This is a genomic window from Gordonia sp. 852002-50395_SCH5434458, from assembly GCF_001665905.1.
Classification (GTDB): Bacteria; Actinomycetota; Actinomycetes; order Mycobacteriales; family Mycobacteriaceae; genus Gordonia; species Gordonia jacobaea.
Genome location: NZ_LZTC01000051.1, coordinates 1 through 25945, shown reverse-complemented (window position 1 = coordinate 25945; position 25945 = coordinate 1). Strand labels below are relative to the sequence as shown.

Annotated in this window: 26 protein-coding genes; 19 read left to right on the top strand and 7 right to left on the bottom strand. The window is 65.5% G+C overall.

Annotated elements, in window-relative coordinates:
- Nucleotides 1-12: 12 nt before the first annotated feature.
- Genes A5785_RS12335 through A5785_RS12295 form a run of 9 tightly spaced genes read left to right on the top strand, consistent with a single transcriptional unit; the run spans nucleotide 13 to nucleotide 8540 of the window.
- Nucleotides 13-876, top strand: coding sequence for an MlaE family ABC transporter permease (locus tag A5785_RS12335; RefSeq protein WP_049698701.1), 864 nt, complete (start codon nucleotides 13-15; stop codon nucleotides 874-876).
- Nucleotides 873-1895, top strand: a complete 1023-nt coding sequence (locus A5785_RS12330) for a hypothetical protein (protein ID WP_064866742.1) — start codon at nucleotides 873-875, stop codon at nucleotides 1893-1895. The genes A5785_RS12335 and A5785_RS12330 overlap by 4 nt, the downstream gene beginning before the upstream one ends.
- Nucleotides 1892-2950, top strand: a complete 1059-nt coding sequence (locus A5785_RS12325; protein ID WP_064866740.1) for an MlaD family protein — start codon at nucleotides 1892-1894, stop codon at nucleotides 2948-2950. The genes A5785_RS12330 and A5785_RS12325 overlap by 4 nt, the downstream gene beginning before the upstream one ends.
- Nucleotides 2938-3954: an MlaD family protein gene (locus tag A5785_RS12320; RefSeq protein WP_064866739.1), complete on the top strand. Its 1017-nt coding sequence runs from the start codon at nucleotides 2938-2940 to the stop codon at nucleotides 3952-3954. Before A5785_RS12325 ends, A5785_RS12320 begins: the two co-directional genes overlap by 13 nt.
- Entirely contained in the window at nucleotides 3948-5072 is a 1125-nt protein-coding gene (locus A5785_RS12315; RefSeq protein WP_064866737.1) for an MlaD family protein, read from the top strand. Before A5785_RS12320 ends, A5785_RS12315 begins: the two co-directional genes overlap by 7 nt.
- A complete protein-coding gene (locus A5785_RS12310) occupies nucleotides 5069-6100 on the top strand; it encodes an MlaD family protein (protein ID WP_064866735.1) in 1032 nt (343 codons plus the stop codon). Before A5785_RS12315 ends, A5785_RS12310 begins: the two co-directional genes overlap by 4 nt.
- Complete coding sequence (locus A5785_RS12305; protein WP_064866733.1) at nucleotides 6097-7056, top strand: MlaD family protein; 960 nt, start codon at nucleotides 6097-6099, stop codon at nucleotides 7054-7056. Before A5785_RS12310 ends, A5785_RS12305 begins: the two co-directional genes overlap by 4 nt.
- A 27-nt stretch (nucleotides 7057-7083) precedes the next feature.
- Complete coding sequence (locus A5785_RS12300; RefSeq protein ID WP_231894169.1) at nucleotides 7084-7953, top strand: serine/threonine protein kinase; 870 nt, start codon at nucleotides 7084-7086, stop codon at nucleotides 7951-7953.
- The gene (locus A5785_RS12295) at nucleotides 7950-8540 is read left to right on the top strand and encodes a hypothetical protein (protein WP_064866731.1); all 591 of its coding nucleotides are present in this window, start codon (nucleotides 7950-7952) and stop codon (nucleotides 8538-8540) included. The genes A5785_RS12300 and A5785_RS12295 overlap by 4 nt, the downstream gene beginning before the upstream one ends.
- Here the strand turns inward: A5785_RS12295 and A5785_RS12290 are convergent.
- Nucleotides 8530-9276 (bottom strand): DUF5134 domain-containing protein, encoded by a 747-nt coding sequence (locus A5785_RS12290; protein ID WP_064866729.1) that lies wholly within the window; start codon nucleotides 9274-9276, stop codon nucleotides 8530-8532. The genes A5785_RS12295 and A5785_RS12290 overlap by 11 nt on opposite strands.
- On the bottom strand, nucleotides 9273-10796 hold the full coding sequence (locus tag A5785_RS12285; RefSeq protein WP_197494505.1) for a PepSY-associated TM helix domain-containing protein: 1524 nt from the start codon (nucleotides 10794-10796) through the stop codon (nucleotides 9273-9275). Before A5785_RS12285 ends, A5785_RS12290 begins: the two co-directional genes overlap by 4 nt.
- 243 nt (nucleotides 10797-11039) lie before the next feature.
- On the opposite strand from A5785_RS12285, the gene A5785_RS12280 reads away from it, so the two are divergent.
- From A5785_RS12280 to A5785_RS12260, 5 genes are all read left to right on the top strand, one after another.
- On the top strand, nucleotides 11040-12701 hold the full coding sequence (locus A5785_RS12280) for a flavin monoamine oxidase family protein (RefSeq protein ID WP_064866727.1): 1662 nt from the start codon (nucleotides 11040-11042) through the stop codon (nucleotides 12699-12701).
- A 47-nt stretch (nucleotides 12702-12748) separates the two neighbouring features.
- Nucleotides 12749-13546 carry a carbon-nitrogen hydrolase family protein gene (locus tag A5785_RS12275; RefSeq protein WP_064866725.1) on the top strand — a complete coding sequence of 266 codons (798 nt, stop codon included), beginning with the start codon at nucleotides 12749-12751 and terminating at the stop codon, nucleotides 13544-13546.
- A 330-nt stretch (nucleotides 13547-13876) separates the two neighbouring features.
- Nucleotides 13877-14671: a hypothetical protein gene (locus A5785_RS12270; RefSeq protein WP_231894168.1), complete on the top strand. Its 795-nt coding sequence runs from the start codon at nucleotides 13877-13879 to the stop codon at nucleotides 14669-14671.
- A gap of 54 nt (nucleotides 14672-14725) precedes the next feature.
- Nucleotides 14726-15931: a DNA polymerase IV gene (locus A5785_RS12265; RefSeq protein ID WP_064866723.1), complete on the top strand. Its 1206-nt coding sequence runs from the start codon at nucleotides 14726-14728 to the stop codon at nucleotides 15929-15931.
- On the top strand, nucleotides 15931-16899 hold the full coding sequence (locus A5785_RS12260; RefSeq protein ID WP_064866721.1) for an esterase/lipase family protein: 969 nt from the start codon (nucleotides 15931-15933) through the stop codon (nucleotides 16897-16899). Before A5785_RS12265 ends, A5785_RS12260 begins: the two co-directional genes overlap by 1 nt.
- Here A5785_RS12260 and A5785_RS12255 read toward each other — a convergent pair.
- The 4 genes from A5785_RS12255 to A5785_RS12240 form a co-directional block, all read right to left on the bottom strand.
- A complete protein-coding gene (locus tag A5785_RS12255) occupies nucleotides 16896-18536 on the bottom strand; it encodes a SulP family inorganic anion transporter (protein WP_064866719.1) in 1641 nt (546 codons plus the stop codon). The two genes, A5785_RS12260 and A5785_RS12255, sit on opposite strands and share 4 nt — an antisense overlap.
- Nucleotides 18537-18601: 65 nt before the next feature.
- Nucleotides 18602-18964 (bottom strand): ArsR/SmtB family transcription factor, encoded by a 363-nt coding sequence (locus A5785_RS12250; protein WP_064866717.1) that lies wholly within the window; start codon nucleotides 18962-18964, stop codon nucleotides 18602-18604.
- A gap of 108 nt (nucleotides 18965-19072) precedes the next feature.
- Complete coding sequence (locus tag A5785_RS12245; RefSeq protein WP_064866715.1) at nucleotides 19073-19573, bottom strand: SixA phosphatase family protein; 501 nt, start codon at nucleotides 19571-19573, stop codon at nucleotides 19073-19075.
- Nucleotides 19570-19920 (bottom strand): hypothetical protein, encoded by a 351-nt coding sequence (locus A5785_RS12240; RefSeq protein WP_064866713.1) that lies wholly within the window; start codon nucleotides 19918-19920, stop codon nucleotides 19570-19572. Before A5785_RS12240 ends, A5785_RS12245 begins: the two co-directional genes overlap by 4 nt.
- 61 nt (nucleotides 19921-19981) lie before the next feature.
- Between A5785_RS12240 and A5785_RS12235 the strand changes: the two genes are divergently transcribed.
- Complete coding sequence (locus A5785_RS12235) at nucleotides 19982-20851, top strand: DMT family transporter (RefSeq protein ID WP_064866711.1); 870 nt, start codon at nucleotides 19982-19984, stop codon at nucleotides 20849-20851.
- A 33-nt stretch (nucleotides 20852-20884) separates the two neighbouring features.
- On the opposite strand, the gene A5785_RS12230 is transcribed toward A5785_RS12235, so the two are convergent.
- The gene (locus A5785_RS12230) at nucleotides 20885-21343 is read right to left on the bottom strand and encodes a flavodoxin domain-containing protein (protein ID WP_064866709.1); all 459 of its coding nucleotides are present in this window, start codon (nucleotides 21341-21343) and stop codon (nucleotides 20885-20887) included.
- A gap of 263 nt (nucleotides 21344-21606) precedes the next feature.
- On the opposite strand from A5785_RS12230, the gene A5785_RS12225 reads away from it, so the two are divergent.
- From A5785_RS12225 to A5785_RS12210, 4 genes are all read left to right on the top strand, one after another.
- On the top strand, nucleotides 21607-23142 hold the full coding sequence (locus A5785_RS12225; RefSeq protein ID WP_064866707.1) for a CoA-acylating methylmalonate-semialdehyde dehydrogenase: 1536 nt from the start codon (nucleotides 21607-21609) through the stop codon (nucleotides 23140-23142).
- A 5-nt stretch (nucleotides 23143-23147) separates the two neighbouring features.
- Nucleotides 23148-24326: an acyl-CoA dehydrogenase family protein gene (locus A5785_RS12220; protein WP_064866705.1), complete on the top strand. Its 1179-nt coding sequence runs from the start codon at nucleotides 23148-23150 to the stop codon at nucleotides 24324-24326.
- A gap of 46 nt (nucleotides 24327-24372) precedes the next feature.
- On the top strand, nucleotides 24373-25242 hold the full coding sequence (mmsB, locus tag A5785_RS12215) for a 3-hydroxyisobutyrate dehydrogenase (protein ID WP_064866703.1): 870 nt from the start codon (nucleotides 24373-24375) through the stop codon (nucleotides 25240-25242).
- A 102-nt stretch (nucleotides 25243-25344) separates the two neighbouring features.
- Entirely contained in the window at nucleotides 25345-25605 is a 261-nt protein-coding gene (locus tag A5785_RS12210; protein WP_064866701.1) for a hypothetical protein, read from the top strand.
- Nucleotides 25606-25945 lie beyond the last annotated feature (340 nt).

Sequence of the window (25945 nt, the reverse complement as noted above, 5' to 3'; positions counted from 1 at the left end):
CGGTGATCTGACATGGCGCAACGCGCCGGGAGCTACATCCCGAGTACCAAGTTCCCGCGCTTGGAGAGAGTCGCCGACGACGCGGGCCGCCCCTTCGAACACATCGGCCGCCAGGTGACGTTCGTGCTCGACACCATCGCGGGTCTGCCGCACACGGTGCGCGCGTATCGCAACCAGACCCTCGCGGCGTTCGCCGAGACCACCTGGGGCAACGGCTCGATCCTCGTCGGCGGCGGGATCGCGAGTGTGCTTGCAATCCTTGGTGTTTCGGTCGGCGGCATGATCGGCATCCTCGGTGTCACCTCGCTCTCATCGCTCAACCTGTCGCCGATGGCAGGCCTCATCACCGGGTACGCCGCCACGCGTGAGATGGCCCCGATCGTCGCGGCAGTGGGGTTCGCCGCGCAGGCAGGATGCCGGATGACCGCCGAGATCGGCTCCATGCGCATCTCGGAGGAGATCGATGCCCTTGAGGCGCAAGCGATCCGGCCGATTCCGTTCGTGGTGGGCACACGCGTCATCGCGGGCGTCCTCGCCATCGTGCCGTTCTATCTGATCTCGCTCTGCCTGGCCTATCTGTCTTCGCGGCTGGTCGTCAGCGTCGTCTACGGCAATTCCGCGGGCGCCTACGACCGCTACGTCGAGGCGTTCGTGAGTCCGGTCGACGTCGTCTATTCGACGATCAAGGTCGTCGTCTTCGCGGTTCTGGTGATCATCGCGCACACCTATTATGGCTTCTTCGCGAGCGGCGGTCCCGAGGGCGTCGGCATCGCGTCCGGGCGGGCGATCCGCGCCAGTCTCGTGCTGATCGTGGCGGCCGACATGGTGATGTCGCTGATGTTCTGGGGTCTGAACTCGGGGCTGAACTTCGCATGAGCAGGGCACGCGAACTCTCCCCGGCCGCGCTGCGCAAGCGCGGTATCCTCGCCGTTCTCGTAGCCGCCGCGGTTGTCGCCCTCGTCGTCATCAAACCCTTCAGCGGAGGCGACGACTCCGTGCGCTTCGCCATCGACGCCCCGTCGCTTCCCGACGGCGTGCAAGAGGGCGTGCCCGTCGATATCCGCGGCGAGACCGTCGGAGAGGTCTGCGGCCTCGACATTTCGCGACGCGACGTCACGCGCATGGAGGTCTGCGTCAACCGGGACGCCATAGGCGAACTGACCGAGAACACGGCGGTCAGCTTCGTGTCCCGCAACCTCTTCGGCTCCGACGCCGTGCGTCTGAACCCGACGGGTTCGGGCTCGTCGGTCACCAGTGGCAGCGCCATCACGCTCGCACAGGCGCCGTCGGATTACACCGTGACGGCCACCGTGCGCAGTGCGGGCTCCTTCACCCTGCCCGTGCTGTCCCCACAACTCAGCGACCTGCTCAAGCAGGTGAGCGACACCACGATTCGCCTGTCACCGTTCCTGACCGCCGCAACCGTCACCCTGCAAACAGTGCAGCAGGGACAGCGCACACGCCTGAATGCGCTCTTACCCACTGCCGCAGACGCGTTCAGCGGTGTCGGTGCAGCGGCAGCGGGCGCAATCAAGGGACTCAACATCTTCAACTCCAACCCGCTCCTCCTCGACCACGGTTACGTGCTTCAGGTCGCGCAGATGATCGGCGACATCGGAGATCTGTTCGGCGGCATGGGATCACTGTTCAACGGCCTCGCGCCGTTCGGCGCGTTCATGGACCTCACCAACGCATTCACGACGCCGCTCGGGCAAGGACTCTCGGGTGTCACCCCCGCACAGGTCGGCACACTGATCGATCATTTCGGCAACGCGTTCCACACCGATCCGACGACGGGCCGGACCACCTTGTCGGTAACCGCGCACCTCGACGTCGTGCCCGGTGCTTCGGCGCCGTTGAACCAACTGCTGTCGAGAGTGGGTGGCGGTTCGTGAGAAACGCGTCGTCGGCGACGAAACGACTGCTGCTCGTGGCGGCCGTCGTGATCCTCGCCCTCTATGCGATCGTGCAGGCGATCAACCGGCCCGTCGGCGGCGACGTCGAGACCTACCGCGCCGAGTTCTCCGACGTGTTCGGGCTGCACAAGAACGCCGACGTCCGCGTGCGCGGCGTCCAGGTGGGCAAGGTGACCGACATCGATCTCCAGTCGACCGGCGTAGCGATGGTGACTTTCACTGTGCGCCAAGAGAATCGGCTCACCAGTCGCGATCAGCTCGCGATTCGATTCCAGAACCTCGTCGGCCAACGCTACCTCGCCGTCACCAAAGCAGAAGTCGCACAGAAGGCGGAGGTGAACGGGACCGTCAGCACGACCACGCCAACGGATGCGGCGCCACTCGACCCCGATCAGGTGATTCCCGCGGCCAAGACGAGTGGCTCCTTCGACATCACCAAGCTGTTCAACGGATTACGACCGCTGCTGCAGGGCGCCGACCCCGAGGTGTTCAACACCTTCGCCACCAACATGCTCCATCTGCTCCAGGGCGAGGACGGCGTCGGACTCGGCGACGTCCTCGCCGACGTCGAACGTCTCACCCGATTCGCCACCGACAAGAAGGCCCTGATCTCCACGATCGTCAACAACCTCGGCGTCGTCTCCGCCGCGTTGCAGGGCAAGTCAGAGATCATCGGGGTGCTCATGAAAGGCCTCGGCGTACTCTTCGACACTCTCGAGACCAAGCTCGATCTGCTGAAGTCCGCATTCGGCAACGGCTCCAGGGTGTTTCCGCCGATCGTCGACCTGCTCTCGAACCTGTTCGACCTCACTCTCGGCGGCCACGACAACGTCTCTGCGCGCATCATGCAACTCGTCCCAGACACCAACCAGTTCGCCGAGGTGCTCGGCGCGTTGCCGACCTTCCTTGCGACCGTGAACGCGTCGATGAGTCACCTGGGCTTCGACGCGACGTGCTCGCGCGGCGAGGTGGCGCTGCCGGAGATGGGGCAGGTCCTGCTCGGCGGAGGGAAGGTGACGTTGTGCAAGGCCTGAGCCGACTATCCGACTTCGCTGTCCGCGACCAGGTCTCCCGCAGAGCCGAGATCTCCTGGGCCGTCGGGGTTGTCGCCGTTGTGGCCGTGCTGGTGGTCGTCGTCGGCTTCCTCTACATCTCCCCTCCCGGGCGCGCAATCGTGCACGCGGTGATGTCGGAGAGCGGTGGCATCAAGGGCGGCACCGAGGTACGCATCGCAGGCGTGACCGTCGGCAAGGTCACCGATGTCGCGTTGTCCGACGACAAAGTCGACGTCTCACTCTCCGTCGACCGCACGGTCTTCCTCGGCGACCAGACCTCCCTCGACGTCCGGATGCTGACCGTGGTCGGGGGAGCCTACGTCGCACTGCTGCCCGCAGGAGATAAACCTCTGGGCGACTCCGTGATTCCCGCTTCGCGCACCTCAGTGCCCTACTCGATCTCCGAGGTGCTCGACGCGGCAGCCAAGACCACGTCGGGCATCGACACGCCGACGATGCGCGGCACCGCGGTGGCGCTGACCAACAGCCTCGACGCCGCGCCCGGCGCCATCCGCGGCATCATGTCCGACGTCGACACCCTCACGGGCTTGCTCGACAAGCAGCAGGATCAGATCAAGAGCGTCGCCGACATCGGCGGCGAATACAGCACCGCCATGGCGGCACAACGAGCCACTCTCGTCGAAATGATCAACCGTATTCACGCCGTATTGCCGCTCATCATCGGGTACAAGGATCGCGGCATCATCACCTACGACGCCCTCGCGTCGCTCGTGCTCTATGTCGGCGACGTCCTCGGGGAGCCGTATCAGGCGCGCATCAAACCGCCCCTGCGCAAGATCATCGCCTCCGCGGGCGAGACCAAAGACATCGCGGCAAAGATGAGTGTCGCGATCACACAGTTGCGCGACATCGCCGACAAGCTCAGTCGCACAGTGCATCCCAATGGCGCGGCACTCGACTTCGGTGACCAGGTGATCGACGACTCGTCGATCTGCATACCCATCGCGGGCCGCACATGTTGACCGCACGAGCACGCCGAATCGACAGCAGGGTGATCGCGCTGGTCGCCGCGATCCTCGCCGTTGCGCTGCTTGTCGGTGCGGTGGTCGTCTACCTGCGGTCGACGTCGAACAACGCGCGTGCCCTCTGCGCCCAGCTACCCGATTCGGCGGGCCTCTATGCGGGAAATGCGGTCAACATCCGGGGCGTCAAGGTCGGAACAGTGACGTCGCTGAACCCCGAAAACGGTTACGTGACAGTGCACATGAAGGTCGACGACCGGCGGCTGGCTTCCGACCTCAAGGTGGTCGCGATCAACAACTCGGTGCTCGCCGACCGTCGTCTCGAACTCGTTGGCACCGACGCACGCGGCGGCCCCGAACTCGCCGCGCAGACATGTGTTCCGCTCTCTCGGACGTTCACGCCCATCTCGGTCAGCGATGCGTTCCAGTCGTTCACGACGATGTTCAACGAGGTCGGGGGAGTGGGTACCGATACGAAAAAGCCGGTGGGAGAGCTCATCTCGGTCACCTCGCGGGAGATCAACGGCAGCGGCGGCGACATCAACAAGTCCATCAAGAACATGTCGAGTCTGATGGCAGCACCCGACGAGTTCCTCGCGCAGATGCGCTCGATCTTCGACAATCTGGCGACGCTCACCGATGTCACCACCCAGAACTGGGATGACCTGCGCGACATCGGGACCAACTCGGCGTCGTTGACCTTCATGATGGGCAGGCTGATCGAAGACTTCGTCTACATCTTCAACGGATTGTCGGAGGCCGCGCCCGCGATCGACGACCTTCTCGGCGACCTTCTCCCGCCGTTGCTCGACACGGCCGACGTCGCGAAGCCACTGATTGATCTCGGTATCGCCAAAACCCCTGACCTGCTTGTCCTTCTGCGTGAGATCCCGGGAATCGCGACGTCGGCGTCGGCCATGATGAGCCGGTCCGCGCGGGGGGTTCCGGTGTCTGTGTCGGGGCCGAAGGTGCTCACCAGGACCCCGAGTAGCGCGGCACTGTGCGGACTCCTCGACCGCAGCGGTGCCGGTCACTGCGACGTCCGCACCGGACAGACGGCGGTGGTCGATCTCACCGGTCTGGTTGGTGCTGCGATTGCGGGAGGTCTCGGCCGATGATGCGTCGTGGAGTCTCACTTGTCCTGTGCGTATTGGCCGTGGTGGCAGCGCTCGTCGTCGTCGCGGTCGGCCGTGGGACCAATCCGGCGAATCTGTTACCGAGACTGACCTCCTCGTCGTCGAATTCGACGACGCTCTACGTCGACTTCTCGTCGGTCGTCAACCTCCCGCTGGGCGCGCGGGTGCTCTCGCGCGGCACCCAGATCGGCACCCTGGAATCGATCGAACTCGTCCCCAACGCCGCGCGGCTGACCCTCGGCATCACGCCGGAAGCCCAGGTGTTGCGCGGCTCGAAAGCCGAACTGCGACAGTCGACGATGCTCGGCGACATCTACGTCGCGTTGATCCCGCCCGCCTCCTCGAGCGCGCCACTCCTGCATGACGGCGACGTGATCGGTCTACACGACACAGACCCCGGCCCCCAGATCGAAGACATCATCACCAATCTCGCCGACTTCATGGCGGGCGGTTCGGTGATGCGAGTGCAGGATTCGATCCGCAAGGTCAACGAGTCCGTCGACATCAAGAACGGTGACCTCCCCGCGGCATCGCGCGTCGGCGCCCACGATATCCAGGATCTCGCACGCGGCACCGACGAGCTGAACTCGATGATCGACACACTCGATCAAACCAGCCGCCAGATAGCCTCTGACCCAGCTCTTCTCGCGATGTCGATGGGGCCGCAGGGCCAGTTCACCCTGGGCTCGGTCATGGATGCGATCAGTGAGGGATTCAAACTCGTCGCGGGCTCCAGTGCTCTCGCGATCGGTCTGAGCTGGCTCACGCCGAGGCTCGCCGAGCTCAACCCGTTCCTGGAGAAGATCACGCCCCTGCTGCGCAGCTACTCCGCGACGTCGACCGAATTCAACGGCAACATCGGCAAGGTCGTCGACGTGACGCAGACAAAACTCCTCCCGTTCGCCAAGAACGGCGGGATCTCCGTCGACAAGATCACCGTGGGTGGGGATCGTCGGGAAGCAACCCGGTCGGTGACGGCGGTGTTGCGCATGATCGGAGCGGTCCGATGAAGGCGCGCTACATGTTCTCCATCGTCGCGACAGTGGCGGTGCTCATCCTCGCTGTCGCCTACCTCTCGGTGGGCGTACTGAAGATGCGCGTCATCTCCGACCAGACGACCGTCACCATCACCGCGCCCAAATCCAATGGTCTGCATGCCGGTTCGGCTGTCTTGCTCCGCGGAGTGTCGATCGGGAGTGTGTCTTCGGTGACCTACACCGGCGGCAACAACATCGACATCGAGATCTCCTACGACGCCGCGCATCAGATACCGTCGAACAGCAAACTCGTCATCGAGAACCAATCGATGATCGGGGAGTCGGGACTCTTCCTCATTCCCCCGAAAGACGATGCGGCCCAAAACATTCGTAGTGGTCAGACCCTGACCGCAACCGTGGTCGACGTCCCGGCGTCGGTACCGGAGCTCCTCGGCTCGACCCAGACGCTGCTCGATCAGGTCGACCCGACACTCGTCAACGATCTCGTCGACACTCTCGCGACGGCACTCGCCGGAACCGAGTCCGACGTCGAACGCCTCACCCCGGCCGCGCAGGTACTCGCGGCGACGATGATCTACTCGCAGCCGGCCATCGAGAAGATCATCGGGAACTCGACGACGATGCTGGAGGACGGCGCCTGGATCGGTCCTTCGCTGCGTCCGACTGCTCCCCAACTCGTGTACGCGGGCACCAGCGTCCGTGACGTCGTGACCGCGGTCAAGCCATTCGCGGTCTCCACCGACGGCGGAAAGAAGATCCGGGATCGTTGGAAACCGTCGTTGAATCGGTCCGCTGAGTTCGTGAACACCATTGCACCCCCATTGGGGAGTATCGCCGACACACTGCTCCCGGCCGCACGGCAGTCGGGTTCGGTGCTGGCCCAGATCAACATCGCGACGCTGCTGGAGCAGGCAATGAAGGTCCTGCCCGGCGACAGCCTGCAACTAACCGTGACCCCGCCGAGATGACAGCCCGAGGCAATAAGGAGCCAGCCCATGACGACCGACCTGCACACCACGACCAACGACGCCGAGCCGGAGAACGACGTCGAGCCCGAGAACGATGGCGCCGGCGAGTCTGACACCACCAATCCGCCCGCCGAGAAGCCGGCCGCCGGGAAGGCTGCTGCCGAGAAGGCTGCCGCCGAAAAGCCCTCAGCGCGAGCTCAGTTGGCCGAGTATTTGACGGTGCGTCGCCACCCTGTTGTCGCGGCGGTCAGCATGCTGTGCGTCGCCGCGCTGGTCGCGGTCGGCGTGCTCGCCTACCTCCTCGTGCAGCGATCCGACGACCTCGCCGCCGAGCGCCAACTGACCGCCGACAAACAGACAGCCGAGACCATCGCGGGCAGGTATGCGGTCGGCGCGGCGACATTCGACTTCAACAATCTGCAACCGTGGTCGGCAGCGCTCAAGAACGGCACTGCGCCGGAACTCAATTCGCGCTTCGACGTCGCGGTGAGCACGCTGACACCACTCATCCAAGAGGTCCAATGGGTGCAGACCGCGAAGCTGATAGCGGCGAAAACCGTTGACATCAGGGCTGATCGGCAGTTCATCGTGCAGGTCTTCGTGTCGACGCACATGACGAGTACGCAGAATCCGAAGGGACTCAACACCGTCACCCCCTACACCATCACGCTCGATCGCGATAGCAAGTGGCTGATCACCGACGTCGCCGGGATCGCAGGCGCGGCGCAGGACGGCTCGTCGGGCAGCGGCAGCCCGAATCTCACGCAGACAGACGCGGGCACCGGAACCCAGGGCAGCAGCACTCAAGGAAATGGCAACCAGGGAAACAGCAACCAGGGGAGTGGCAACGGCACGGGCGGTCAGGCCCCGGCCGCCCCCGCGCAGCCGACACCGTGACCTCGTCCACGACCACTCCGGGCGGACGCCGCTGGTCGGTTGTGCTGCTCGTCGTGGCAGCGGTGGGAGGCGTTGCCACGACGATGACGTGGGTTCGGGCGCAGGGGTCGGTCATTCCGGCGTCGACCGATCTGACCGACCAGGCCGTCACACGTTCGGGAGCACCCGAAGAGCTTGCCGCGCGCGGCGTCGTGAGTCTTGCCGGAGCGATCGCGCTGGTCGCAGCCTGCCTCCTCGTCGCGCTGGCGCTGTGGGCAGTCAGCCCTGGCTATCGGTACGCGCGCGCGGGCTACGCCGCGATCGGGGTCTCGGCGGTCGGCATCGCGGCGGTGGTGTGGTTCCTCATGGATGCGGCGGTGCATTCGTCGGTCTTCGGCGGGGCGGTCGACGTCCAGACCGACACCGTCGGGGTGTCCGCATGGCCACCGATCACGCTGTGCTGCTTCGTGATCGCCTGTCTCGTGGGTGTGATGCTGGTGCCGCGAGCGGGTCGAGACGGTCACACTCCAGCCGATGACCGCGCACCAGCCAACGACGTTCCCACAGAACCCTTTACGACGCCGCGTCCCCCAACGCTCAGAGCATGACGCCGAACATGATCGACATCCCCGCCGCCATGCAGATCTGCGAGATGTCGCCCGCGAAGGCGAGTACATCCGACGTCGTGCCCGCGCGGCGTCGTCGATCGAGGTAGCGGTACAACCACACGACTGCGGCGATGGCGAAACCGATGGTGAGAATCCAGTTGATCGGCGTGATGTACGCCGGTTGGCTGGTGCCGGTCATGTCCATTCCCGGCATGTCCATGCCGCCGGAACCGTGGTCGTGGGCGAGCACGAGCTCACCGAGCGCCGACGTGTATTCGACTGCGCCCGAAGCACTTGCCGAGGTGCTCCCAGGGAGCAGGCTGCCGTTCATCACGGCGTACATCCACGCCATCGCGCCCATCATGACCGCGTGATACACGGCGACCGATCGCCCGAACACCGAATCGGTCGCGGGGACGCAACCACAGTTCGCCCCGCAGGTGCACACATCGCCACACCCGCATTCCGGTTCGGCGAGAACAGAACTCGGGAATGCGAGAGTCGCCAGAAACCAGATGGCAGCGACGATGAAGAAGACCATCGGGCCTGTGGTCGGCCAGCTCATCGAGAACGGCCACGCCATCACGATCATCGCGACGGCCATGATCAGGTGCAGCACGTGTCCGACGTAGGCGGGCCAGCGAAGCGGTTGGCGCACCATTGCGTACACGGTCAACGCCGCGGAGATCACGAACAGGATCGTGACGACCCAGCGGAGTGCGAGATTGTCGATCATCGGGCACTCTCGGTTGCTGCCGTAGCCGGTTGCTCATCGGAGGGGCCGTGCTCGTGTCCGTGCGGAGGGGTCCCCGAACCGCGCCGCGAAGCAACGATGCCCCACACGGCGTCGACGATCACGAACATCGCCAACGGAATTCCGAACCACGGCGCAAACCACCCGAGTACCGCGACCACGACGATGAGCGCAACCGCCTCACCGGGCAGGAGCGAACTCAGCGACCCTCGCCCCGGCGCCTTGGGCAGTCCACCTCTCGTGGGACGCCGCCGCCACCACATCAGGTAGCCGCGGACGATCACGCTGATCAGTCCGATTCCCAAGAGCACCAGGATGATCTGATTGATGATGCCGAAAAGGCCCATATGTGCGCTGATGGCCCAGTCGGTCATTTTCGCCATGAACGGCCACTGCGCGAAGTTCACCCGATCGACGACAGCAAATGTCTTGGGGTCCACCGCGATCGCGTCGTACCGGGTAGGGAATCCGCGATTGTTCTCGTTCACCGACCACGCCGCGCCCTCCGCGGACGGCGGCGTGATGACCATCGGTGCGCGCAGACCCGCTTGCGTGGCGGTGTTGTCGACGGCGGTGAAGTCCGACGGCGTGATCGTCGGCGGGGCTTCGGCTGTCTCGTCACCCCCGTGGTGATGACCTTCGCTCGACGACGCGGGCGATGTCGAGACCGCGGGCGTCGTCCACGACAGTTCGGTGCGCAACTCAGAGATGCTCGCGCCCGCATACCGCGACCAACTCAATCCCGACGCCGACAGCGCGACGAGTCCGATGATGATCCACGTGCCGACGGCCCCGTGCCAGGTCAATGTTCGACGACGCTTCGGAGCATCGCGGTCAGGGGTGAGCACACGGTTGAGCTTGTGGGTCCGTCGTCGATAGCCGATCCAGAGGACCAGCCCGCCCAGCGCCGTCACCCAGAGCCAGCTCGCGGCGATCTCGCTGTAGTTGCGGCCGACGACACCCAGGTGCAGGTTGCGGTGCAGGTCGTCGAACCACGTGCGTACCGGCAGCCATTCGCCCATCGTGGTCAGCGATCCGCGCACGTCACCGGTGTACGGATCGACGAAGACGGTGCGTGTTCGGTCAGACGGCAGGTCGTCGACGCTCAGTGTCACCCGCGTCGTCGAGTCGGCCTTCGGCGCAGGCGTCACCGACGCGATGCTTCCCTCCGGATGAGCTCGACGCGCCGCAGCGACCTGATCGCCGAGCGGAAGCCGCTGTGTGCCGACATTGTCGACGGTGAGCTCATGGCTGTAGACGGCCCGGTCGACCTGCGGGATGAGTGCGTACAGCGTGCCCGTCACGGCTGCGACCAGTAGGAACGGGCCGATCAGGATTCCCGCGTAGAAATGCCAGCGCAGCAGGAGCGGACGCCACCGCTGTGCCGCCGACGGGGCCGGCCGCGCACCTCGCGCATCACGATCTGGTTCGACGGCTTCTGATTCGCCGGTCTGGGGTTCGACGGTCTCGGACTCGGCGGGCTTGTCTGGCGCGGAATCCACGGGTGGAGGGCTGACCACGGCTTCGGTGACTTCCTTCTCGGGATGGCTGCACTGCCGCCGGTTTTCCGACGGCACTGTGAGGAGTAGTCGCCTCGGCCCCGCTTGCGGTTCCCGCAGATCTTGGATGACCTGGGTCACTGTCGACCGTGCGCTCGAGACCGTCGACCGTGCGCTCCATCACGCCGACCGTGCACGCGAGGCAGAAGTCCCGCACGTCAGCGCGCCAGACCATAGGGTTGATACGTGCAGCCAGACGCACCTGTCACCATCTTCGGCCCCGACTTCCCGTTCGCATACGACGACTGGATCAGCAATCCCGCGGGTCTCGGTCGTGTGCCCGACGACGCGCTGGGCGCGGAGGTCGCGATCATCGGCGCCGGTATGGCGGGCATGGTCGCCGCGTACGAGTTGATGAGGGTCGGTCTGCGGCCCGTCGTGTACGAGCCCGATCGCATCGGTGGCCGGCTGCGCTCCGAGCAGTTCGTGCCGGGAGAGCCCGAGGTCGCCGAGCTCGGCGGCATGCGGTTCCCCGTCTCGTCGAGCGCGTTCTTCCACTATGTCGACGCACTCGGTCTGCGCTCACGCCCGTTCCCCAACCCGCTGACCGAGGCGGCGGGCAGCACCGTCATCGATCTCGGTGGCGAGACGTTCTACGCCAAGACGCTCGACGACCTGCCGCCGATCTACCGCGAGATCTCCGACGCCTGGGATTCGGCGCTCGAACGCATCGCGGGATTCTCTGCGCTGCAGGATGCGATCCGCGCTCGCGACACCGCGACGCTGAAATCGATGTGGAATGAGCTCGTCCGAGAGTGGGACGACCGCAGCTTCTACGACTTCCTCGCGACGTCGAAAGAGTTCGGTAACGCGACCTTTCGGCATCGAGAGTTGTTCGGGCAGGTCGGATTCGGTACGGGCGGGTGGGATTCGGACTTCGGCAACTCGATGCTGGAGATCCTGCGCGTCGTCGTGACGAACTGTGACACCGACCAGCGGTTGATTGTCGGTGGGGCAGAACAGGTTCCGCGTCGACTGTGGTCGGCCACACCGCATCGCATCGCGCACTGGCCGGTGGGGACGAGTCTGTCGTCACTGCACAGTGGTGCGCCACGCGCGGGCGTTGCCGCGATCCGACGACTCGGCCCCGACCGCATCGAGGTCACCGACCGCTGGGGCGACTCGCGGGAGTTCTCCGCCGTGGTCGCCACCTGTCAGGCGTGGCTGTTGTCGACCGAGATCGAGTGCGACGAATCGTTGTTCAGCCAGGACCTCTGGATGGCGCTCGATCGCACCCGCTACATGCAGTCGTCGAAGACATTCGTCATGGTCGACCGTCCCTTCTGGACCGACACCGACCCGGCGACCGGCCGTGACGTCCTGAGCATGACGCTCACCGATCGCCTCACCCGCGGCACCTACCTGTTCGACAACGGCCCCGACCGTCCCGGCGTCATCTGCCTCTCGTACACGTGGATGAGCGACGCGCTGAAAGTGCTGCCGCATCCAGTCGACCGCCGCGTCGAACTCTCGCTTGCGGCACTGAAGAAGATCTACCCCGACCTCGACATCGCGTCGCACATCGTCGGCCGCCCGATCACCGTCTCGTGGGAGGACGACCCCAACTTCCTCGGCGCGTTCAAGGGTGCACTGCCCGGCCACTATCGCTATAACACCCGGATGTACAACCACTTTCACGGTCAAGAGAATCTGCCCGACGCCGAGCGGGGCATCTTCATCGCGGGCGACGACGTCTCGTTCACGCCCGCATGGGTCGAGGGCGCGGTGCAGACAGGCCTCAACGCGGTCTGGGGAGTGATCACACATTTCGGCGGCGCCTCGCACCCGTCCAATCCCGGGCCGGGCGATCTGTTCGCAGAACTCGGACCCATCGACATAGGGCCGTGACCGCCGTCCCGCCATAGAAGCGCGTCCCACCGCAGAAAGAGACTTGGATGACCACCGATCGACTACGAATTGCGTTGTGGCAGTGCCACTCTGTCGCCGACGACATCGAGGGCAATCTCGACCGACTCGAGCAAGCTGCCGCGGAGGCCGCTGCACTCGACGCCGACCTGTTGATCACGCCCGAGATGTACCTGACCGGCTACAACATCGCGCCGAGCACTGCGCGACGCCTCGCCGACCCCGTCGACGGCAGGCTCGGCAACGCCGTCGGTGGCGTCGCGCGTCGCACCCGGATCGCGATCCTGTACGGATGCGCCGAACTCGACGACTCGGCCGTCTACAACACCGTGAGACTCGTCGATGCGAACGGCATTTCCCTTGCCTCGCACCGGAAGACGCATCTGTTCGGCGACGTCGACCGCGACGCCGTGACCGCGGGTATCGCCCCGCCCCCGGTGATCGACATCGGCGGCTGGAGTCTCGGTCTGCTCATCTGCTACGAGGTCGAGTTCCCAGAACTGGTGCGCGACCTCGCGGTCCGTGGCGCAGAGGTGATCTGTGTTCCCACCGCCAACATGCCCGAGTTCGACGCCGTGCAGACGGTGCTGCTCCCGGCCCGCGCCCTCGAGAACACCGTCTATGTGGCATACGCGAACTACTGCGGCGTCGAGGGCGACCTCGCATACGGTGGCCTCAGCGAAGGCATTGGCCCGGACGGTCGGGTGCTCGCGCGTGCCGAGCGCGAACCAGAACTGCTGGTCGTCGACGTCGAGCGAAAAGTGCTCGACGACGCGCGCGAGCGATTCACTTACCTGGACGACAGACGCTCAGATTTGTTGTCGTAACGCGAGGCGTCTCGGGCGCGACACATCATCCGTTGATTTCAATATGAAGTTTGGTTCAGCAATTATTCAGTCCTCGCATCTGCGCAGGTCGAAGGCCCTCTGTGAGACGCTTGGACGAATGTGTCGACAGTCACGTCGGGATGTGGACATGACCTACGGCCGTGTTCTACCGTTACCTACGGGTCAGTAAGCTACCGGCTGGTAGCGATGCTTTTGGGGTCACTTTCACCACGACGGTGTTCGCTAAAGCGTGCGCTCTGCTCGGCGGTGGTGACCCCTTTTTCATGCTGATCTGTCATCCGATCGAGTGTCGACGAAGGGGGCGGGTTCATGACCGAGACGGCTACGGATATCGGAGTGTCCACACATACAGGACAGGTGCGTTCGAGGGGTTCGCGCTCGTCCGAAGCGCAGCGGCAGGGACGAGGTGCGCGACGACAGCAACGCGCGCGCGCCTTCCTGCGGCCTGCGGTGTTGATCGAGGCGATCGAGGTCGAAAAGCTCATCGTCATACCCGGACTCGACGTTCTGCTCGCTGAGCCGGAACGCTTCGGACTGATCAACGAGACGTCGGCAGCGTTGCGTCAGGCGGTCGACCGGCACGAGACCGCGGTCGACGTGCTGATCGGCATGCTCATCGATTCGATCGGCGACGACGAGAGTGCCGCAGACCAACTCAACAGTGCTCCCGTGGTGCTGCCGGTTCGGGCATTGCAGAGCATCGTCGACGACTACCGGGACAGCAACGACGTCGCGAAGGTCGACGTGGTGCGGCTGGCCTTCCTCTTTGTTGCGGTTCATGCACTCACCGACCCGACGAACTGTGCGACGGCCTCCCGCAACCTCAACCTCGTGCCGCCGCCACTGCACCGCGACCGCGCTGTGCTCGGGCGGGTCATGGCCCACGCCCTGCCCACCTTCACAGCACGCGACCGCGACCTGTTCGCCGTGTACGTCAGCAAGGCGAGCGCGTTCTTCGCCGTCCCGGCTCCGGCATCGCCGACGTCCGAGGACGACGGTGCCACCGACCTCGCGATTGTCCGCTACAACGCCCACGCCCTGCGCACCAGTTGCCAGCACGTCGGGCTGGGCGGCAACGCTGTCCGCGTCGCCGGCTTGGGCTGACCAGCAGCGAACGTTTCGCGGCGCGGTGCGCAGCGCGACCGTAGGCTTTGACGTGTGAGCACCGACCGGCCGCAACGCTTCCGGTGGCTCCTGCACTTCGATCTCGACCAGTTCCAGGTCTCGGTCGAGCGTCTGCGGAGTCCCGAGCTCGCCGACGTCGCGCTCATCGTCGGTGGTAACGGCGACCCGTCGGAACCGCGCAAGGTCGTGACATGTGCGTCGTACGAGGCTCGCGCGCACGGCGTCCGCGCGGGCATGCCCCTGCGCGCCGCGCACCGCAAGCTACCCGACGCCGTGTTCATCCCCCTCGACACCGAGGCATACGACGCCGCGTCGGCGGAGGTCATGGACACGATCCGCGGACTCGGGTATCCGGTCGAGGTGTGGGGCTGGGACGAGGCATACGTGGGCGTCGAAAGAGAGGGCATCGAAAGAGAGGGCGTCGAAAGAGAGGGCGTCGACGACGCCGCGATCACCGAGATCGCCACCCGCATGCGCACCGCGGTTCTCGGCGCAACTGGTCTCGACTCGTCTGTGGGGATCAGCGACAACAAACAGCGGGCGAAGATGGCCACCGAGTTCGCGAAGAAGCCCGACCGTCTGCCCCCGCGAGACCCCGCAGGCGTCTCGACCTTCCTGCCGGTGCAACCGTTGCCCGACAAGGTCTTTCTGCTCGACGACCGCAACTGGATAGAACTGATGGGGCAGCGTCCCACCAGGGATCTATGGAGTGTCGGACCCAAAACCGCGCAGAAACTCAGCGCCAACGACATCGACACCGTCGACGACTTGATCGCGACACCCCGCGACGACCTCATCTCCACATTCGGTCCGCACCAGGGCAATTGGCTCTACGTGCTGTGCCGGGGCCATGGCGACTCGACGATCACCGCAGAACCGTGGGAGGCGCGCTCGCACTCCAAGTCACGGACCTTCCCGGCCGATCTGACATCGGTGGACGAAAAACACTCTGCGGCGCAACAGTTGACACGAGAACTGCTCGACCAGGTGATCGACGAAGACCGCGTGCCGTTCCGGATCGCGGTCACCGTGCGGACGTCGACCTTCTACACCAGGACCAAGTCGCGCAAACTCGCCGCACCCACCGTCGACATCGCAGAACTCACGCCGGTCGTTCTCGACCTCCTCGACCGCTTCGACGCCGACCGCCCCGTGCGACTGCTCGGAGTACGCATGGATCTCGTACCCCTCGACGCTCAGCCCACTGTCGACACCGATCTCGACGTCGAGGTGACCTGATGCAGCAGAACAGAATTCGCTCAGTGTGGCCGGCCATCATGGTGACGTTGACAGCCGTGCTCGCACTCGTGCTCGGCCCGGCATCGGCGCACGCCGCGCCCCGGCTCCCCGTCACCTACAACTTTCTCGACGGCGCACGCGCAGAGCTCGCTCACCCGGGTGGCTCACTGCCGGGCACCAACGACTTCTCGTGCCGTCCGACGCCGCGCCATCCCCGACCGGTCGTCCTCGTACACGGCAGTGGTGGTGGGCAGCAGACGAATTGGGCGACGCTCGCACCCGTGTTGGCCAACGAGGGCTACTGTGTCTTCGCCCCGACATACGGAGCCTTGTCGACGCAATGGCCCGCATCGGCGCTCGGTGGCCTCGGCCCCAAAGAAGACAGCGCATGGCAACTCGCGTCGTTCATGTCGAAGGTCATGGCTGCGACGCACAGCGACCAGGTCGACGTCGTCGGGCATTCACTCGGCACCGAGATCCCCACCTATTGGATGAAGTACCTCGGCGGACGCGGCCATGTGGCGCACTACATCTCACTCGCCCCGTACTGGCGCCAGGGACCCGACGACGACGATGCGCGCGGTGAGGCGGTGGCCGAGTTCCGACGAGCACTCGGTGTTCCGACACCGAAACGCCCGAACTGCCCCGACTGTGTTGCGCCGCCCCGCGATCTGGACTTCAACCACGCCGTGCGACAGCCGACTCCCTACCTTCCCGGAGTGAGCTACACGAACATCGTCACCAGATTCGACGACATCGTCACGCCCTACTGGGTGGGAATTCTGCCGGGCGGTCCCGGGACGTCGGTACGCAACATCGAGTTGCAGGACGGGTGCGACCGCGACTTCGCCGACCATCTGTCGATCGTGTCCGACCGTCGAGCGGTCGCGCACGTCCTCAACGCGCTCGACCCCGCACATCCGCGTCCGGTGCCGTGCGTGTTCGTGCCACCCATCACAGGTGGCTAGCCCGCAGGGGAGACCCGATCGTTCGCGACATGTTCGCGGGCATGGGTGATCGCGTCGTCGAGGTTGGTCATCAGATGATTTTCGTGACGGAGTTCGTCGATCACCCCGACGCCTTCGAGCAGCTTGAGATGGTCGTCCTGCACGCCCTTGATGATGACGGTGATGCCGCGGCCCTCGAGGTCGGAGACGATCTCTGCGAGCGTGTGGGCCCCTGTCGCGTCGAGCATCCCGAGATGCGACATCCGGATGATCACCACCCGTACCGTGGCGTCGGAGTGGGCGCCGGACGAGATGGCCGTCGAGATGCGTTCTGCCGCACCGAAGAACATCGCTCCGTCGAGTCGGAGCAGTGCGATGGCCTCATCGCCCGGTTGTGCTGGTCCCGGTAGCTCTTCGCGCGTCACACTCGACCGCTTCGCGACCTGCCGCAGTGCGAAGAACGCTGCGACGACAATGCCGATCTGTACCGCCTCGATGAGGTCGAAGCACACGGTGATGACTGCCGTCACCGCGAAGATGAGAGCGTCGGATCGGGTGGAACGCATGATCTTTCGGACCGTCGACGACGAGATCATCCGAAAGCACGTCACCATGAGCACACCCGATAGCGCGGCCAGCGGGATCTGTGAGACGGGACCCGTTGCAAGGTACACCACACCGAGAAGGAACACGGAGTGCACGATGGCCGACACACGTGTGCGTGCTCCCGAACGCACGTTGACCGCGGTCCGCGCGATCGCTCCGGTCGCGGGCATGCCGCCGAACATCCCCGACGCCACGGACGCGAGTCCCTGGCCGGTGAGTTCGCGGTCGGGATCGTATGGGCCGGTCGGCGACATCGTTGCGGCGACCCGTGCTGACAGCAGCGACTCGATCGCCGCGAGCGCTGCGATGGCAACAGCAGCTCCTGCAAGGGATTTCATGGTCGAGACGTCGAGGTGGGGTAGCGCGGGTGCAGGCAGATGTGAGGGGAGTTCGCCGATTCGACGCACCCCCAGGTGCATGAACCCGACGATCACGGTCACCAGGATGACGGCGGTCAACGACTCGGGAATGCTCCGATGGATGCGCGGCAACCCGACCATCAGCACGGCGATCACGGCGACGATTCCGAGGGTTTGGAGCGCGACGCTCCAGTCGGCATGCGTGACAACGTGAATGGCTGCCGGAAGGGTGCGTTCACCCTTCGGTGCGTCGGCGCCGAACGCGGCGGGAACCTGCTGCAAGAAGATGATCACGGCGATGCCGAGTGTGAACCCCTCGATCACCGGCCACGGAATGAACGTGACAGCCCGTCCGAGGCCGACGGCTCCCGCGATCAGCACGATGAGTCCGGCCATCACCGTGACCAACGCGATCGATGAGATCCCGTGCGCCGCAACGATCGGCGCGAGGATCACGGCCATCGCACCCGTAGGGCCGGAGACCTGTACGTGCGAACCGCCGAAGATCGCGGCGACGAGGCCTGCGACGACAGCGGTGATCAGGCCCGCGGCCGCTCCGACGCCCGAACTGATACCGAAGGCAAGGGCCAGCGGGAGTGCGACGACGCCGACCGTGATACCGGCGACGACGTCGGACTTCCAAGAACGACGTAGTCCGGCGTAGTCGCCGGTGGTGGGGATGAGTCGCAGCATGCGGCGCGGGGCGATCGCATGCAGCCACGCTGAGCTTCGGCGCCTCGGCCCTGTGGCCGTCGCGCTCACTGTGCGACGACGGGCGGGAGCGCAGCCATCGAATCGAGTTGGTCGCGTTCAGCACCGAGCGTGTCGGCGAGGAAGCCGCGCGCGGTCACGAGAAGGTCCGCGACCTTGGGGTTCGCCAGGCTATAGAAGACAGCGTTGCCGACGCGTTCGCTGTGCACCACGCGATGCCGCTTCAGGACGGCAAGGTGCTGCGACATCGTCGTCGGTTCGAGCCCCGTGATGGTGAGCAGTTCGCTGACGGGCGTCGGCCCACCGTTGGAGCTGAGCACCTCGAGCACGCGGATCCGAACCGGGTGTGCGAGTCCCTTGAACAGATTTGCCTTGATTTCGTAGAGCGGTTGCGGCCAGTTGGTCGTCATCTGCCGACCTCCTCGGTGATTGATGTGGGCGATGAAATGATGGATTGATAAATTGCGCAATCCATTGATAGCACTTCTGGCATCTCGGGTCGAGTCAGGTGTGACGTACTACGCCTCGGCGCGCGGTATCCGGACGCCGAGGAGTTCGGCATCGGGATCGGCGTCCAGGCCCAGGCGATCCCAGTCGAGGGTCACCGCTACCACGGCGTATGCCGAGGTCGGGAACCGTTCGATGTATCCATCCGGGTCGAGGGTGAGTGCCGTCTTCGGCATGCCCGGTTCGTGTCCGACGACGAGAACGGTCGACGCATCGGCCGGCGCGTACACACGCACGACCTCCAGGATGTCGACGGGTGATCCGCCGTAGATTTCGTCGAGGAAGGTCGTCGGCGCGCTGATGCCGGTGCGCTCGAGCGTCTCGCGTGTGCGTGTCGCGGTCGAGCAGAGCACGGCGTCGACTCGGAGATCCTCTGAGCGAATCCACTCGCCTGCGAGCGCTGCTTCTCGACGGCCGCGGTCGGCGAGCGGGCGGTCGTGGTCGGCGACACCCGGCGGGTAACCGGACTTGCCGTGACGCATCAGTACCAGCGTGCGGGGTGCTGCGCTCATGCGATGTTCCGCGAGCGGCCTGCGCCGTGATCGCCGCGCTGGCGGGCGTCGGCGATACGCAGCACCGTGACCGTGGCTCGCCACGCCGCGGACTCTTGCCGACAGAACTGCGCGTGGTCGTTGTCGCCCGTTGTCGACGCCTCATCGGCCTGGGCCTCGAACTCGTAGGCCTCGTCGAGGCAGTCGGCGATGATCGACAGGACGGTCGTGTGGTCGGTGTGCGCGGCGTCGAGGACCTTCGTGATCGTCTCGGCGTCGAGGGTTGCGAGTTGCTCGAGTTCGGTTCGGAACCACGCGATCGCGCGTGCGTCGTCGTGCCCGGAAGTGCCGTGATGTGTGCCCCGCATCTCTTCAGATTAGTGGGGGACACCGACGCAAAGCCGCTACGACACCGTTAGCCTGGATTTCGTGCATTCCTGGCTTCCCGCGCTGCTGGCTACTGCCGCAGCACTCCTCATCGCCGGGGGTACGGTGCTCCGGCAGCGTGCCTCTCGGGCGTCGGGGGCCATCACGCCGGGCTGGTGGCTCGGAGCGGCGATCGCGATCGCCGGGTTCGCGCTCCAGGCGTCGGCTCTCGGATTGGGGTCGATACTGCTGGTCCAGCCGCTCGTCGTGCTGGCGGTGTTGTTCGCGTTGCCGCTCGAAGCGTGGGCCGACCATCGGCATCCGCAGGCCAAGGAGTGGGCCTGGGGTGCGATTCTCGTCGGCTGTGTCGCGACCTTCCTGCTCATCTCGCGCCCCGAGCCGTCGCTTCGACGACCCAACGACATGGTCGTGTGGGGGGCCGTCGCGGCGGTCGCGGCGGTCGTCGTCGGATGTGTCGTCCTTGCCGAGCGATCCACCCCGCACTACCGGGCACTGTTCTACGGACTGGCCGCGGGGACGCTGTTCGGAGTGTCGGCGCTCCTGGTCAAGACGGTGGTGTACCAGGCGATTCACCACGGCATCCACACCTTCGCCAAGCCCGAGATCTACCTGCTGGTTCTGGTGGCGACCGGAGCCGTGGTGGCCCAGCAGAAGGGGTTCGGCGCGGGCGACCTGCAGACGTCGTTCCCGGCCATGAACGTGATGGAACCCGCGGTGGCGATGGCCCTCGGCGTGGTGCTCCTCGGTGAGAATCTCAAGGTGTCGGTGCCCACCGCGCTGTTCCTCGGGATCGTGCTCGCCGCGATGGTCCGATCCGTCGTCGAGCTCGCGAAATCGTCGGCGGTGCGAGGCGAAGAACGCGAGGCGCAACTGCGTGACTCGGCACCCTCGCCGATCCGCAGGGTCGCCTGACGGGAGTCGACGACGCCGCGGGCCCGGGGACGTTCAGGCGTCGACGGACTCGATCACGTTCGCGATGCTCTGCGCCCATTCGGTTGCGGCCTTCGCAGGCTTGATCGACGACGAGTTGTCGTGGCGGTGATGTTCTCCGACCTGGGTCGCTCCGTGGCGGGTGAGGAGCTCGGCCATGAGCTCACCGCCGCGGTTGAAGGTCTCGCCGTAGATGGTGTCGCCGAGTCCGAACACGCCGAACCGCACGCCGGACAGGTCCGGGGTGGTTTCGGTGATCTCCTCGGCGAAGGGCTCGGCACCCGTCGGCAGTTCGCCCTCGCCGTAGGTCGAGCAGACGACGACGAGGAAGTCGTCGGGGTCGAGATCCTCGACGGCGAACTCGCTCATGTCGTAGATCGACGGATCGTGCTCGGCAGCCAGGACATCGGCGATGGCGTCGGCCACGAGCTCTCCGTTGCCGGTCTCGGTGCCGTAGAGGATGACGACGGACACGATCTACTCCCTTGATTCTTCGCGTGATGGATGTGGGCGCGGTCGACGGGCGATCGCAACCAAACGAAGGCTACCCTAACTGGCCACTTGGGCGCACCGGAGCCTTCTTCGACTCCTTCGTCGGAAGGCGTTTACGAAATTACTTGGATGTCCTAGTATGTGTGGGTACAGGGTCTGATGGCTCACATCTCCCGGCCCCATAAGCGTCACGACACTCGACGTCCACAATCCGAACCTCCACAACCCAGAACAGGTGATCACCGGTGACCGCTGATGTATCCGTACCGTCCATTCCGCACTACCTCAACGGTGCGCGCGTCGAGGTGACAGATGGACGTCACGCCGACGTCTTCAACCCCAGCACCGGCGCGGTCCAGGCCTCCGTTCCCCTCGCGAGCACCGACGACGTCGCCGCCGCTGTCGCAACCGCCGTCGAGGCGCAGAAGGAGTGGGCCGCGTGGAACCCGCAGCGTCGCGCCCGCGTGTTGATGCGCTTCGTCGACCTGGTCAATCAGAACGCCGACGAGATCGCGACGACGCTCTCGCTCGAACACGGCAAGACGCACGCCGACGCCCTCGGTGACATCCAGCGCGGCGTCGAGGTCATCGAATTCGCCATCGGCATACCGCATTTGATCAAGGGTGAGTTCACCGAGGGTGCCGGCTCGGGCATCGACGTGCACTCGATCCGCCAGCCCCTCGGCGTGGTCGCGGGCATCACCCCGTTCAACTTCCCGGCCATGATCCCGTTGTGGAAGGCCGGGCCGGCACTCGCATGCGGCAACGCCTTCATCCTCAAGCCGAGTGAGCGTGACCCGTCGGTTCCGGTGCGTCTCGCCGAATTGTTCACGCAGGCAGGTCTTCCCGACGGCGTGTTCCAGGTGGTGCACGGCGACAAGGAGGCCGTCGACGCGCTGCTGAACCACCCGGAGGTGAAGGCGCTCGGCTTCGTCGGTAGCTCCGACATCGCGCAGTACATCTACTCGACCGCCGCCGCGAACGGCAAGCGCTCGCAGTGTTTCGGTGGCGCCAAGAACCACATGATCATCATGCCCGACGCCAATCTCGACCAGGCAGCCGACGCACTGATCGGGGCAGGCTACGGCAGTGCGGGCGAGCGATGCATGGCGATCAGTGTTGCCGTTCCGGTAGGGGAGCAGACCGCAGAACGGTTGCGCGCCAAGCTGATCGACAAGGTCAACGCACTGCGCGTCGGCCACAGTCTCGATCCCAAGGCCGACTACGGCCCACTGGTCACGGCGGCGGCACTCGAGCGCGTCAAGGGCTACATCGGCAAGGGCGTCGAGGAGGGCGCAGAGCTCGTCATCGACGGCCGCGACCGCAGCAGCGATGAACAGACGTATGGCGACGACGATCTGTCGAACGGCTTCTTCATCGGCCCGACGCTCTTCGATCACGTCACCAAGGACATGTCGATCTACACCGACGAGATCTTCGGTCCGGTGCTCTCGATCGTGCGCGCCGGCGACTACGAGGAGGCACTCGCTCTCGCGTCGGATCACCAGTACGGCAACGGTGTTGCGATCTTCACCCAGGATGGCGACGCCGCCCGCGACTTCACCGCGCGTGTCGACGTCGGCATGGTCGGCGTCAACGTGCCGATCCCGGTTCCGGTGGCCTACTACACCTTTGGCGGTTGGAAGCGTTCCGGATTCGGCGACCTCAACCAGCACGGACCTAGCTCGATCCAGTTCTACACCAAGACCAAGACCGTCACGTCGCGCTGGCCGTCGGGCGTCAAGGACGGGGCAGAGTTCGTCATCCCGACGATGGACTGAGGGCGATGACCACCACCGCTCCGGCCGGAACCGCGGTCGGTCTCGACGACGACGAGCGCGTCATCGTCGAGACCGCCGCGGCGTTCGCGGCCAAAAGGCTTGCGCCACATGCCCTCGAGTGGGACTCGACCAATCACTTCCCGGTCGAGGAGTTGCGTGAGGCGGCTCAACTCGGGATGGGCGCCATCTACTGCTCCGAGGATGTCGGCGGAAGCGGACTGCGTCGACTCGACGGAGTGCGGATCTTCGAGCAGCTCGCCTACGCCGACCCGGCGGTCGCCGCATTCCTCTCGATCCACAACATGTGCACGTGGATGGTCGACAGCTACGGCACCGATGAGCAACGCGCGCACTGGATTCCACGCCTGGCGAGCATGGAGACCATCGCGAGCTACTGTCTGACAGAGCCGGGTGCCGGTTCCGACGCTGCGGCGCTGTCGACCCGCGCGGAGAAGGTCGGCGACCACTATGTGCTGTCCGGCGTCAAGCAGTTCATCTCCGGAGCCGGGTCGTCGGATCTGTATGTCGTCATGGCGCGCACGGGTGGCGACGGACCGAAGGGCATCTCGACGTTCCTCGTCGAAAAGGCTTCCGACGGGCTGAGTTTCGGCGCGCAGGAACACAAGATGGGGTGGCACGCGCAACCTACCGCGCAGGTCATCCTCGACGAGGTGCGTGTCCCCGCCACCAACCTGCTCGGTGAGCAGGAGGGCATCGGCTTCGGGATCGCGATGAACGGGCTCAATGGGGGAAGACTCAACATCGCGGCGTCGTCTCTCGGTGGTGCCCAGGCTGCTTTCGACAAAGCGGCGTCGTACGTCGCGTCGCGAAAGGCGTTCGGGAACAACCTGATCGACGAGCCGACGATCCGCTTCACCCTTGCCGACATGGCCACCTCGCTGCAGACCTCGCGCCTGATGCTGTGGCACGCGGCGTCGTCTCTCGACGCGAATGCGCCCGACAAGGTGGAGCAGTGCGCAATGGCGAAGCGATATGTCACCGACGCCTGTTACACCGTCGCCGACCAGGCGCTGCAGCTCCACGGCGGCTACGGCTACCTCACCGAGTACGGCATCGAGAAAATCGTCCGCGATCTGCGCGTGCACCGCATACTCGAGGGGACCAACGAGATCATGCGCGTCGTCGTGGGTCGGTCGGTGGCCGCACGGTTCCGCGAGTCCTGACCAACTCCACCTGACCACACACACTTCAACACAGGGAGAATCGACAATGACGACGATCGCCTTTCTCGGACTCGGCAACATGGGCGGCCCCATGGCCGCCAACCTCGTCAAGGCCGGACACACCGTGCACGGGTACGACCCCGTTCCCGAAGCGGTCAAAACCGCCGAAGCCGCAGGCGTGCAGACTTTTCCGACGGCGGTCGAAGCGGTCGCCATCGCCGAGGTCGTGATCACGATGCTCCCGAGCGGAGCCATCGTCAAGAAGCTCTACGACGAGATCCTCCCCGCCACCGCCACGGGCGCGCTACTCATCGACAGCTCGACGATCTCCGTCGCCGATGCACGCGAAATCAATTCGCGCGCAGCAGATCACGGGTTCGCACAGGTCGACGCCCCGGTCTCGGGCGGCGTGAAGGGCGCGGTCGCCGGCACGCTGGCGTTCATGGTCGGCGGCACCGAGGAAGCGTTCGTCGCCGCACGGCCGACGCTGGAACCGATGGCGGGCAAGATCATTCACTGCGGCGACTCCGGAGCGGGTCAGGCGGCGAAGGTGTGCAACAACATGCTGCTCGCCGTCCAGCAGATCGCGGTCGGCGAGGCGTTCGTGCTGGCCGAGAAGCTCGGCTTGTCCGACGACGCGCTCTACGACGTGGTCACCGGCGCGACCGGAAACTGCTGGGCCATCGAGACGAACTGCCCGGTCCCGGGCCCGCAGCCGACGTCGCCCGCGAACAACGACTTCAGGCCGGGCTTCGCCACCGCGCTGATGAACAAGGACCTCGGCCTCGCGCTCGACGCCATCGCCGACACCGGTTCGCGCGCGCCACTCGGCGAGCACGCCGCCGCCCTCTACCGCGCCTTCGCCGAACAGCACTCCGACCTGGACTTCTCGGCGATCATCACGACCCTGCGCTGAGCGCACTACCCGCTGGTCGAGCTTGTCGAGACCACCCGCTGGTCGAGCCCGACCCCGCTGGTCGAGCCTGTCGAGACCACCAGCCGCCCGAGCTCCTACTCGATGGTCGAGCTCGACCCGCTGGTCGAGCTGAACCCGCCGGTCGAGCCCACCCGCTGGTCGAGCTTGTCGAGACCACCCGCCGCCCGGGCTGAACCCCCGCTGGTCGAGCTCGACCCGCTGCTTGAGCTTGTCGAGACCACGCCGTCGGCGGCGCAACCCGCTACGGCCGCGGATCAGTATGACGCGCAGCCCGAAATGTGTGTCGTATCGGAAGATGTGGGTGCTGCAGCACACAGATCCTTCGGTTCGACACACATCTAGCCCGGCCGGGCTGCTGGCGTGCATACGGGTCGCAAGGTCTAGCTGGAGCCGGGGTGCGTACACAATCGTGACGTGAGCGGGGCGCCGAGGAGATTATTGTCTTGGCGTCGCGCTGACGACCGAGTTGTGTACGCGCTGTGCGGGTGTGGTGTTTGGTGGGCGTTGGGCAAGGTGGCGCGGGCCCCGACCAGCGGAGCACCCGGGTCGAGAGCACTGGGCCCGGTGGGTGATCTCGACAGGCTCGATCAGCGGGTGGGCTCGATCGGCGGGTTCAGCTCGACCAGCGGGTCGAGCTCGACCATCGAGTAGGAGCTCGGGCGGCTGGTGGTCTCGACAGGCT